Source organism: Pseudomonas cichorii, assembly GCF_019719005.1.
Taxonomy (GTDB): Bacteria; Pseudomonadota; Gammaproteobacteria; order Pseudomonadales; family Pseudomonadaceae; genus Aquipseudomonas; species Aquipseudomonas cichorii_E.
This window is the reverse complement of sequence record NZ_JAIGPJ010000007.1, coordinates 178,233-191,094: the sequence shown is the minus strand read 5'-3', so window position 1 is coordinate 191,094 and position 12,862 is coordinate 178,233. Positions and strand designations below refer to the sequence as shown.

Annotated in this window: 3 protein-coding genes; 1 reads left to right on the top strand and 2 read right to left on the bottom strand. The window is 59.6% G+C overall.

Going from position 1 to position 12,862, the window contains the following annotated elements; all coding sequences use genetic code 11:
* On the bottom strand, positions 1-11,495 hold an 11,495-nt coding region (locus K5D32_RS08430; protein ID WP_221599835.1), incomplete at its 3' end, for a non-ribosomal peptide synthetase.
* A gap of 313 nt (positions 11,496-11,808) precedes the next feature.
* Between K5D32_RS08430 and K5D32_RS08425 the strand changes: the two genes are divergently transcribed.
* Positions 11,809-12,018: a hypothetical protein gene (locus K5D32_RS08425; RefSeq protein ID WP_221578744.1), complete on the top strand. Its 210-nt coding sequence runs from the start codon at positions 11,809-11,811 to the stop codon at positions 12,016-12,018.
* A gap of 199 nt (positions 12,019-12,217) precedes the next feature.
* On the opposite strand, the gene K5D32_RS08420 is transcribed toward K5D32_RS08425, so the two are convergent.
* Positions 12,218-12,823 (bottom strand): LysE family translocator, encoded by a 606-nt coding sequence (locus K5D32_RS08420; protein WP_221578745.1) that lies wholly within the window; start codon positions 12,821-12,823, stop codon positions 12,218-12,220.
* Between the last annotated feature and the right edge of the window lie 39 nt (positions 12,824-12,862).

Sequence of the window (12,862 nt, the reverse complement as noted above, 5' to 3'; positions counted from 1 at the left end):
AGATCCAGCGTCGCATTCTGTGCCAGTACGGCCGCAGGCGCACTGTCCTGCAACATGTAGGCAATACGCTCCGCAGGATACGCCGGGTCCAGCGGCACATAACCGCCGCCCGCTTTCAGAATGGCCAGCAGCCCGACCACCATCTCAATGCCACGCTCGACGCAAATCCCGACCCGGGAATCCGGCACCACACCTTGGCTACGCAAATGATGAGCCAGACGGTTCGCACGCTGATTCAGCTCGGCATAACTCAAACGCTCGTCGCCAGACACCAGCGCAATGGCATCCGGCGTACGTTCGACCTGAGCCTCGAACAAACCATGCACCGTCTGCTCAAGCGGATAATCGGCAACGGTGTCGTTATAGCCATGCAGCAATTGCGTGAGTTCTTCGCCAGGCAATACCGAAACCGAATAAAGCGGCGCAGCCGGCCTGCTTTCCAGCGCATCCGCCAGTTCAGTCAGTGCCGTATTCATATAGGCCGCGACACGCGCAGCACCGATGCCATCCTGCACCAGAACCGTCAGCTCGAAACCTTCGCCCTGGTCATCCACGGACAGAGTCAATGGATAGTTGGTGCGCTCTTCGCTTTTCAGCGGCTCGATACCCTGCCAGGCCGGCGACAGGCTGTACTCGCCCGGCGCCGCGCTGTAACGATAGTTGAGCAAGGCGCTGAACAACGGCGTCGAAGCCGGCACACCACTGCAACGCTGAGCCAGGGCCAGCGGCGCATGTTCATGGGCCAGCAAGGCGCTCAGGCGAGCGTGAGTTTCGCGAACGCCTGCTTTTACCTCCCCGGCACCGAGTTGCAGGCGCAGCGGCAAGGTATTGATGAACATCCCCAGAGCACGATCCGCACCTTCACCACCATTGAGGCGGCCCACCAATACTGTGCCGAACACCACATCGTCACGGCCACTGGCCGCGCTCAACACCTGACCCCAGGCCAAGTGATGCAAGGCCGCCACACTGACCCCAAGCTGGCGTGCCTGGGCTCGCAGGCGCTTGCTCAGTGGCAGATCAAGCGTCAGGCGATGCTCCTCGATACCACGCCCCTCACCCTGCACTTCATGCAGGCCAAACGGCAAGGTCGGTTCGTCCAGATCACCCAGCATGTCGCGGAAGAAGGCTTCCTGCGCTTCGCTATCGTTGCTCAGGCGTACCTGTGCCACATAATTGCGATACGGCACCGGCTCGTTCAGATGCTCCGTATCACCCAGCAGCCAGGCTTCCATCTCGTGCTGGACCACTTCCAGCGCGGTATGGTCCAGCGCCATGTGATGGAACAGCAGTAAGGCCACCCAGCGCTGGGTTGCAGAGTCCTGGGCATAGGCGATCTGCATCAGCGGTGCCTGACGAATGTCCATCCGGTGCTGACGGGTATCGAAACGCGCCTGCAACTGGCTGGCGATATCGCCTTGTTCCAGGTCCAGCTCAAGATGCTCCATGCCCAAGGTGGCCTGACGCCAGACTACTTGCACCGGCTCATCCAGCCCTTCCCAGTACAGCGAAGTGCGCAGGATATCGTGACGTTCTATTACCGATTGCAGTGCATTAGAGAAAGCATCCAGCCGGCCTTTGTCGGCAAACTCGAAAGCTGCCTGCAATACGTAAGGATCACCCTGTCTGGCCGCCAGGTGATGATAGAGAATCCCTTCCTGCAACGGCGCCAGCGGGTAGATATCCTGAATATTGGCTGCGCCGCCCGGAATGGAGGCAATGACCTGTTCCAGCTGTTCTTCGCTGATGGTTACCAGTGGCAACATATCCGGCGTGATATGCGTGCAACCCGGCTCGATCAGGTTGGCCGGGACACGGATTTCCGTACCACTGCCCACGGCGGCAGCCAGTGCCATGAGGCTTGACTGGCTGAACAGCACACGTACATCGGCACTCAGGCCTTGCTGACGCATCTTCTCGATCAGTTTGACAGCCAGCAGCGAGTGGCCACCCAGTTCAAAGAAGTGATCGTGACGCCCCACGCGCTCGACCTGCAGCACTTCGGCCCAGATCTGCGCCAGGGTGGTTTCGGTTTCGCCTTTTGGTGCTTCGTAACCACGACTGATCAGGGCTTGCAGGTCCGGGGCTGGGAGTGCCTTGCGGTCCAGCTTGCCGTTCGGGGTCAGGGGCAGTTTATCCAGATGCACATAAGCTGCCGGGACCATGTATTCAGGCAACTGGCCTTGCAGATGCGCTTTCAGGGTTTCCAGATCAGCGGGCTGATCCTTCGAAGTGAAGTAAGCAACCAGACGCTTGTCGCCCGGCACATCTTCACGGGCCATGACCACCGCTTCTTTCACACTCTCATGACGCGCCAGCTTGGCTTCGATCTCTCCCAGCTCGATACGGAAACCACGAATCTTCACCTGATCGTCATTACGCCCCAGGTATTCGATATTGCCATCTGCCAACCAGCGACCCAGGTCGCCGGTGCGGTACATGCGGGCTCCGGCGTTGAACGGGTCGTCCAGGAAACGTTCAGCCGTCAGGTCATCGCGATTCAGATAGCCACGAGCTACGCCCGCGCCACCGATATAGATTTCGCCGGGAACGCCAAACGGCACTGGCTGACGATGCTCATCCAGCAGGTAGAACTGGGTATTGGCCACCGGTTTGCCGATATGTGCGGCAAAACCGTCTTCACGGTCCATGGCCACCCAACTGGAATAGGTGGTGGTTTCCGACGGGCCATAGAGGTTGCAGAGTCGTTTGACGTTTGTTTGCTCAAACAGGCTCTCGACCAGCGAACCTTTAAGTGCTTCACCCGCCACGTTGACGGTAAGCACGCCCTGCCCCAGACCGCCCGATTCCAGCAATGCTTTCAAGGCTGAAGGCACGGTGTTGATCAGAGTGATGTCGTGCTCGCCTTCTTGCAGAGCCAGCACATTCTTGACCACTTCAATGCTGCCGCCCGAGATCAGCGGTGCAAAGCACTCATAGACTGCAAGGTCGAAGTTCAGCGAAGTGGAGAACAGCGTCTTGGCCAGCACTTCAGGCTCAAACGCCTGCTGCGCCCAGGTCAGGAAGTTGACCGTATTGCGATGCTCGATCATCACGCCTTTAGGTAAACCGGTCGAACCCGAGGTGTAAATCACATACGCCAGATGAGCAGGCGTCAGACCTTCAATCAGCGGATTGGAGACGGATTTGTCCTGCCAGTCGGGCTGATCGAGATTGATAACCGGCACACCCGCAGCCGACACTAGCTCCAGCGTCGCCGATTGCGCCAGCACCGCTGCCGGGGCACTGTCTTCCAGCATGTAGGCAATACGCTCAGCCGGATAAGCCGGGTCCAACGGCACATAACCGCCGCCCGCCTTCAGAATGGCCAGCAAGCCGACCACCATATTGATCCCGCGCTCGACACAGATCGCAACACGAGCATCCGGCACCACGCCCTGACTGCGCAGATGATGCGCCAGACGGTTGGCCCGCTGATTCAGCTCGGCATAACTCAAACGCTCGTCGCCAGACACCAGCGCAATGGCATCCGGCGTGCGCTCGGCCTGAGCCTCGAACAAACCATGAACGGTTTGATCGAGCGGATACGGAGCCTGAGTGGCATTGAAGCTGGAAATCACTTCGTCCCGCTCTTGTGCAGGCAGGATTTTCAGCGCATGCAACGGCAGATCAGGCGCGGACTCCAGAGCCTCGGCCAGGCTTTCCAGTGCGGTGCTCATATAGCCCGCAACACGCTGCGAAGCAATGGCTGCCACGGTCTGCACGGTGAGCAGGAAGCCTTCACCCAGATCATCCACCGACAGCATGAACGGATAGTTGGTCCGCTCCATCACTTCCAGTACTTCTGCACCGCCCCAGCGCTCGACTTCTTCGTCGGACTGGATCGGGCTATGGCGATAGTTGAGCAAAGCACTGAACAACGGCATGGATGCCGGCACGCCGCTGCAACGCTGGGCCAACGCCAGGGATGCATGCTCGTGGCCCAGCAGCGCAGTCAGGCGCGCATGGGTCTGGCGTACACCCTGGCTGACGCTGACAGCACCCAGTGCAACCCGCACCGGCAGCGTATTGATGAACATCCCCAAGGCACGCTCGGCACCGCTGCCCGCCTGCATACGACCCAGCAATACCGTGCCGAAGACCACATCACTACGTCCAGACAGATTGCCGACCACCTGAGCCCAGGCCAGATGGTGCAGGCTTGCGGGGCTCACACCCAGTTTGCGGGACAGGCCACGCAGGCGCGCACTCAAGGCCGAATCCAGCTTGAATCGGCTTTCCTCGACACCGCGACCGTCACCCTGCACCTCTTGCAGGCCCAGCGGCAATGTCGGCTCGTCAACGTCGGCCAGCATTTCGCGGAAGAAATTTTCATGAGCTGCCTGGCTGACGGCCATCCGGGCCTGGGCCACATAGCGCCGGTAAGGCATTGGCATCTCGAGCCCGGCCGATTCACCACTCAGGATGAGCTGCATTTCATGCTGCATCACTTCCAGCGCGGTATGGTCCAGGGCAATGTGATGGAACAGCAGAATCGCGACCCAGCGCTGGTTTGTTTCGTCATGGGCGCAGGCCATACGCATCAGCGGTGCCTGCCCCAGGTCGAGTCGCAGATCACGCGGGTCGAACAAGGCCTGCAACTGGCTGGCAATATCGCCCGCAGATGCATCCAGCTCCAGGGTTTCAACGATCAGGCGCGCCTCGCGCAGCACCACTTGCAGCGGTTGCTCCAGGCCATCCCAGATCAACGCGGTGCGCAGGATGTCGTGGCGGTCGATAACACTCTGCAACGCCGTGATGAAGCTGTCGAGCTGTGCCCGGCTGTCCATGGCAAAGGCAGCCTGCAACAGGTAGGGGTCACCCTGCTGCGCAGAAATATGGTGATAGAGAATCCCTTCCTGCAAGGGAGCCAGCGGGTAGATATCCTGAATATTGGCCGCACCGCCCGGCATGGCGGCGACGATCCGGTCGACAGCGCTCTGCTCCAGGTCCAGCAAGGTGAGCATGGACGCGGTGATGTGCTCACAACCTTCGGGAATCCCGTTATCCGGAATCTGCAGGGCCTCTTCAACTCCGCCCACTGCGGCCGCCAGTGCAGACAGGGTCGGCTGGCTGAACAGCACGCGAACGTCGGCATCCATATCCAGCTGACGCATACGTTCAATCAGTTTGACCGCCAGCAGCGAGTGGCCGCCCAACTCGAAGAAGTGATCGTGACGACCCACCTGCGCGACGCCCAGTATCTGCGACCAGAGGCCGGCCAGAGTCGTTTCGATGTTGCCTCGCGGCGCTTCATAAGCCTGACTGACAAAAGCCGAAACATCCGGTGCGGGCAAGGAGCGGCGATCCAGCTTGCCGTTGGCCGATACCGGCATTTTTTCCAGTTCGACGTAAGCGGCCGGAACCATGTAATCCGGCAGACACGCCTGTAAATGAGCCCGCAGCACATCGGCCGAAGCCAGCTCATGGCCTGGCTGCTGGGTGAAATAGGCAACCAGGCGCTTGTCGCCGGGATTGTCTTCACGGGCCACGACCGCCGCATCACGCACAGAGAGGTGATCGGTCAGGCGGGATTCAATTTCCCCCAGCTCGACCCGGAAACCACGAATCTTGATCTGGTCATCGTTACGACCCAGGTATTCGATGACGCCATCGGCGCTCCGGCAACCCAGGTCGCCGGTCTTGTACAGACGACCCAGGCCGGTCTCGACAAAAGGATCGGCCAGGAAACGCTCGACAGTCAGGTCGTCACGGTTCAGGTAACCGCGTGCGACACAGGTCCCGCCAATGTAGATCTCACCCGCAACACCCACCGGAACCGGCTGGAACTGCGCATCGAGCAGGTAAATGCGGGTATTGGCCACCGGTACGCCGATGGCTGGCAAGGTTGGCCAGTCCGCAACATTCACCGGCAGGGTGAACGAAGTGGTGACATGGGATTCGGTCGGGCCGTAATGGTTATGCAGTCGGCATTCGGACAAATGCTCGAACAAGGCGCGGATCGGCGCCGTGATACGCAATTGCTCACCGGCAGTGACGACCTCGCGCAGGACGCAGGTTTGCTCGCGCAATGCCGGATAGTCGATCAACGCCTCGGCCAGGGCCTGCAAGGCAATGCAGGGCAGGTACAGACGTTCGATGCGCGCCTCGCACAGATGCAGGTAAAGCTTGCGCAGGTCCAGTCGAGTATCGGCATGAATCAATGACAGCGGCGCACCGGCACACAGGGTGCTGAAGATCTCCTGAAACGCCACGTCAAAGCCCAGGGCCGCGAATTGCACGGTGGCCGGGGCCGGGTTGCCGCTTCTGATGCCTTCAGCGAGCTGCCACTGCATCAGGTTGACCAGCGGCGCATGAGGCATGGCCACGCCCTTGGGCTGACCGGTGGAGCCGGAGGTGTAAATGACGTAGGCAAGGTGCTGCGGACCAAGCCCCTGAACAGCCAGTTCCGGGTTGTGATCAGGTTGACGACTGAATTCTTCTGCACCTTCGCTCAGACCGTCGAGCAGCACGCCGGGCACGCTGGAATCCTTGAACAATTCAGCGACGCTGGCCTGGCTGAGCACAGCCTTGGGGGCAGAATCGCTGAGCATGTATTCCAGGCGTTCTGCCGGGTAATCAGGGTCCAGCGGCACATACCCTGCCCCGGCCTTGAGAATGCCCAGCAGGCCGGCAATCATTTCCGGGCTACGGCGGCAGCAGATGGCGACCCGGTCATCAAAACCGACGCCCAGTTCCAGCAGCCGATGGGCGATACGGTTGGCCTGACGATTCAACTCGCCGTAACTCACGCGCTGCGACTCGAAAGTCACCGCCAGTGCATCCGGTTGCTGCTCGGCATGGGCTTCGAACAATTGGTGCACCAGCAGACCCGAAGCGTATGCCTCATCACAGGCATTGAAGCCATGCAGCAGTTGCTGACGCTCGGCATCGGGCATGTAGGCCAGGCTCTGCAGCTCGACCTCGCCCGTACGATCAAGTGCATCGGCCAGCTCGGCCAGGACTGCATGCATGTAATCGGCGATGCGACGGGCACCGATCCCCGGCACGACCTGCACCGTCAGGCTGAAGGCCTCGCCCAGGTCGTCGACCGAAAGTGACAGCGGGAAGTTGGTACGCTCTTCGCCACCTGACAGCTCGAAACCTGCCCATTTCAGAACAGTTGTGGCCTCACCGGCAGAAGCACCCACCGCTGCATGACGATAGTTGAGCAAGGCACTGAACAGCGGCGTCGGCGCCGCCACACCACTGCAACGTTGCGCCAGAGCCAAGGGGGCATGCTCATGGCCGAGCAAGGCCGCCAGACGCTCATGGGTGGTGCGAATCGCCGCCCTGACACTCGCCCCCAGGGCCGGCACACGCAGCGGCAGCGTGTTGATGAACATCCCCAGGGCGCGATCGGCGTCCTGGCCGCCTTGCATGCGGCCCATCAGGACAGTCCCGAATACCACATCCTCACGCCCCGACAAGCGACCGACCACCTGCCCCCAGGCCAGGTGATGAATACTGGCATTGCTGACACCCAGCTCACGGGCATGGGCACGCAGGCGCTGAGCGAGCTGATCGTCCAGCGCCACGACGGCCTGCTCGATGGCAATGCCATCGCCCTGCACGTCCTGCAAGCCGAACGGCAGCGTCGGCTCGTTCACATCGCCCAGGGCCGAGCTGAAGAATGCCTCGTGTTCCTCGCGGCTGATGCCGAGACGCGATTGGGCTACATAGTTGCGGTACGGAACAGAAGCCGCCAGCTCGGCGCTTCGTCCATCGATATGAGCCTGGATTTCCATGCCCAGAATGCGCAGCGAAGTGGCGTCATCGATGAGGTGATGCAGGAGAATCACTGCAACCCAGCCGCCGCGAGCGGTATCTTGGGCCAGATGGAGCTCCAGCAACGGCGCCTGGCGCAGATCGAAACGCAGGTGACGCGGATCGAGCCGGGCCTGCAACTGAGCGGCAATATCGCCGTCGGTCACCTGCAGTGCATGCTCGCGAAGCCGCAGCGGTGCTTCGCGCCAGACCACCTGCACCGGCTCGTCCAGACCTTCCCAGGCAATCGAGGTGCGCAGGATGTCGTGTCGTGCAACAACGGCCTGCAACGCCTGAACGAATGAATCGACATGGGCACGGCTGTCCATGCGCAGCGTGCCCTGAAGCAGATAGGGATCGCCTTCGGGTGTCGACAGATAGTGATAGAGAATGCCTTCCTGCAACGGCACCAGGGCGTAAATGTCCTGGACATTCGCGACACCACCGGGCACTCCGGCCACCACCGCATCGATCTGCTCCTGGCTCAGGCGAGCCAGCGGCAGCATCTGCGGGGTAATGCGCTGCACGTCCGGCTCGATGAGGTTGGCTGGCACTGCCACTTCATGCCCCGAACCTGCCGTTGCAGCCAACACTCGCAGCGTGGGCTGACCGAACAGGACACGTACATCGACGTGCAGCCCGGCTTCACGCATGCGTTCGATCAACTTGACCGCCCGCAGCGAGTCACCGCCCAGCTCGAAGAACTGGTCATGACGGCTGATGCGCTCGACACCCAGCAATTCACCCCACAGGCCGGCCAGAAGCGTTTCGACCGGGCCTTGCGGCGCTTCGTATTCACGTCGTGCGAAGGCCTCGGCGTCCGGTACGGGCAATGCCTTGCGGTCGAGCTTGCCATTGGTGGTCAGGGGAAATCCGGACAAGAGTACAAACGCCGTGGGCACCATGTAATCGGCCAGATTCTCCAGCAGCTCGGAGCGAAGATCGGCCGCTGTCGGTGACTGACCGGCTTCAGGTATCACATAACCCACCAGACGCTTGTCGCCCGGCTCGTCCTGGCGGGCAATCACCACTGCTTCGCGGACGCCGGCGCAGGCCGCCAGACGGCTTTCGATTTCACCCAGTTCGATACGGAATCCGCGGACTTTCACCTGATCATCGTTACGTCCGAGATAGTCGAGACTGCCGTCTTTCGTCCAGCGTGCCAGGTCACCCGAGCGGTACATCCTTGCATCGGGAGCGGCATCGAAGGGATCAGCCAGAAAACGCTCGGTGTTCAGTTCGGGACGGTTCAGATAGCCCCTGGCAACACCGGCACCGCCTACATACAGCTCGGCCACGACGCCCGGTGGAACCGGCTGGCCGTGGTCATCGAGCAGGTAAAGACGCAAATCCGGGATACGCTTGCCGATGGGGCTGACACCGCCTTCGACATCGTCCTTGCTCAATGGATAGCAAGTGACGTGTACGGTGGTTTCAGTAATGCCGTACATGTTGAACAGTTGTGTAGCGGCATTCGCCTGACGCCCGTACCAGGGTTTGAGAATGCTGGTATCCAGCGCTTCACCACCGAAAATCACCTGCCGCAATGCATGGGGACGAGGGTTTTCACCCTGGGCAGCAATGATCTGCCGGAAGGCACTCGGCGTCTGGTTGAGGACCGTGACACCGGCTTCGCACAACAGGTCATAACAGGCTTCAGGTGAGCGCGTCGTGAGTTGCGGTACCAGCAACAGGCTGCCGCCATGCAACAGCGCACCCCAGATTTCCCAGACGGAGAAGTCGAAGGCAAACGAGTGAAACAGCGCCCAGACATCATCGGTGCCGAAGTCGAACCATTCACGGGTTGCCGAGAGCAGGCGCAGGACATTGCGGTGTTCGACCATCACGCCCTTGGGCAGCCCGGTAGAACCCGAGGTATAGATCACGTAGGCCAGATGCTCGGGTTCAAGCTCGACAACCTGTGGGTTTTCCTGAGACTGCCCGGCAATACCGCAAGCCTCGGATTGATCCAGAAGCAGCAGCGGAATGTCCTGGGTCGGCAAATGTTCGAGATGTGCGGATTCGGTCAACAACGCCAGCGGCATGCTGTCGTCAAGCATGAATGCCAGACGCTCCTGGGGATAGGCCGGATCCAGAGGTACATAACCGGCACCGGCCTTGAGGATACCCAGCAGGCCGATGATCATCAGCGGGCCACGGTCTACACAGATCCCCACGCGATTGTCGGGACCCGCACCCAGTTGGCGCAGGCGATGCGCAACCTGGTTGGCCTGCGCGTTGAGCTGGCCGTAGGTGACACTCTGGCCTTCATGCAGCAGCGCCACCGCATCGGGACGGGCCTGTGCCTGCGCCTCGAACTGGCCATGAATGGTCTGATAATCCTGTGCAGCAGGTTTTTCATGGTTCTGGTTCCATGCTTCAAGCAACCGGGCCTCGGCAGGCGTTGGCAGGTTGAAGGCACGCACCTGAAGATTCGGGTCTTGCAGCCCCTGCTCCAGTATGTGCATGAAACGCTCGGCGAGGCTCTCGACCTCATCAGGCTGGAAAAACGCTTCGTTGTAGATGAAGTCCATGAAGAACTCATCGGTATGTGCATTGGAGCGGATATAAATGGCCAGCGGCGTCTGCTCATAACCGCTGTTGCATTTGACGATGTATGAAGGTGCTCCATCGAAAGTCAGGCGCTGATCGGTTAACTCATAGGAAACCGACACATCGAAGACCTGGCCCCGACCATCGCGCAACAGGCCCAGGGACCGGTTCATTTCACTCAGCGGGAAACGCTGGTTTCGGTAATCCTGTTTGAGAACACCGGCGATTTCAGTCGCCAGCTCACCGAAACTCAGTTCGGCATCGAACCGCAGACGCACGGCACTGACCTGGGTAAACAACCCCATGGTCTTGCGGAAATTCGCATTGGAACGGTTGAGGATCGGCAGGCCGAGGACCACTTCTTCGCGTCGGGATGTACGCATGAAGTACACATAAAGCGCAGCCATCAACACCTGAAAGCGCGAGCACTGCAGAGGCTGTGCGACCTGGTCGATGCGCTCCAGCAACGCTGGCGGGTAACTGCGCGACACCTGACCCGAGGGCGCCAGACCGGTGCCTGACCGATGGCGCGGCTCCAGTAGCGGCTCGGGTACATCCTGGTACTTGTTCAGCCAGTAATCCTGATCACGGGTATAACGCTTCGAGTCCCGGTAGGCGATATCGTCCTGAATGAATTGCACGTAGGACGGCGCCTGAGAGTCGTCAGAAGCGTCGTCTGCCTCATAGAGTTCGGCCAGATCCGTGAGCAGGAGCGAAATACCCCAGCCATCGATTATCAGGTGGTGAGCTTCAAGACAGAAACAGCTCAGGTTCTCGCTGACCCGGAGCAGTTGCATGCGTATCAGTGGCGAACCGTCCATCTTGAACGGTACCTGGGCACGTGCTTTCACGAATTCCCGTATCGCAGTGTCCGGGTCCTCATGACCGGAGAAATCATGCAGCGTCATCTGCAAGGACGGATGATCGACAAAGGCCTGTACAGGCAGGCCATCGTCACCTGTCCCATGCAACAGCACCATTCGCAACGCATCGTGGCGACGAATCAGTTTCGTGGCAGCCCGCTGGAGCCGCTCGCCATCGATATTGCCCTTGATCGGGGCATATCCGACCAGATTGTAGAGAGGAATATCACTGTTTACAGCCTGATCGAGCCAGATATCACGCTGGGCGGCAGTAAGTGGGTAAGTATCAGGCACGGAAAGGGACTGGTTCATGCAACGGCTCCTTGAATCACGCAATAACTGGACACCCGATCCAACACCCACTTGACCGCCTTGTTTCCAGCAAAAATCGTCATATGTTCTGTCTCGAATAGTCAGTGACTTCGGTAGATATGAAGGAACTTTAATCAGGCGCTCAGGTACATGTATGTCACCGGATACCCGGACAAGAAACAGGACGTAAGGTACAAACAAGAAGTCTGCGGGGCTTGTCCCCGTTTCTCACCACAGACAACCTTGCTCTGCAATGCTCGAATACAAGTGTGAACGTAACGTTTGAGCAGTTTCACGCGAAAAGGACGATGACATGAACAGCTTCGAACCCGGTGAATACGTACGCCTGCGCTCGGGAGGCAGGAAGATGCAGGTAATCAATGCCGGGGCGGCGGATTCCCTGCCTGCCTCGTCTCTGGTGGCTTGTGAGTACCGCGCCAAAAGCCGAAGAGTATTGGGTTTCTATGCCGCCAACTCACTGATTCGTACGCCGCATTCTTCGAGTGATGTAATGCAACAATAAGAATAGAAATTGAAAGTTGAATGTTTTTAACTTTCAGCCTGCCTGGCCACTCCCCTTTCGATCCTCTTTTGCAGGATCGTTTTTATTTATCCCAACAAACACACATCCCTGTAGGAGCGAATCGGGCGGCGCTCCGCTCATTCGCGAAGTTACCCTTCGCGAATGAATTCGCTCCTGCGCGATCTGAAATATCCGAACATCAAACAGTAAATGAATGCGAAGCCAGGTTGTAAAGCAGACCGGTCGCGAACAGGCCGATCACCATGGAAACGCCCTTGTTCAAGAGTTGCGAAGAACGCGGTGAACTCAACCGGCTGCCGAAGCAGGCGCCGAAGATGACCCAGGCCGAACCGACCGGCAGGACGACGGCGGTAAAGGTGCTCATGAATGCCAGGTAGTCCGCACTGCCAAGAAAAGTACCGGCAGGCGCTACGAACGAGGCGAAGAACAGGCCCTTGGGATTGGTCAGTGTAGCGACGAACAAACCTGTCGGTGATAGGCCCGGGGCATCATCAGCGTGCTGGCCGGAACGTGCCATGGACCAGAGTTTCATCGCGATATAGAACAAGAAGCACACTGCAAAGGCCTTGCTGAGCGTCGCCACCCAGGGATAATCGCGAGCGACCCGGTCCAGGGTCAGGCCCCAGGCCGTGATCTGAATCATATAGGCCAGCCACTCTGCCCCCACCCACAACAGTGACTTCGCATTGAACCCCCGGTTCATGCCGGTCTGGAACAACAGCGAATTGGTCGGGCCGGGAACCGCGAGCACGGCAAGCAGCGTCAGAAAGATTGAAGCACTCATGTTGATGCCCTCATTCGGTTTTAGCGTTGATTGGAACAG

Excerpts from the sequence above, each read along its gene's own strand:
- K5D32_RS08425 (WP_221578744.1), top strand. The coding sequence starts at position 11,809 with ATGAACAGCTTCGAACCCGGTGAATACGTACGCCTGCGCTCGGGAGGC.
- K5D32_RS08420 (WP_221578745.1), bottom strand. The coding sequence starts at position 12,823 with ATGAGTGCTTCAATCTTTCTGACGCTGCTTGCCGTGCTCGCGGTTCCC.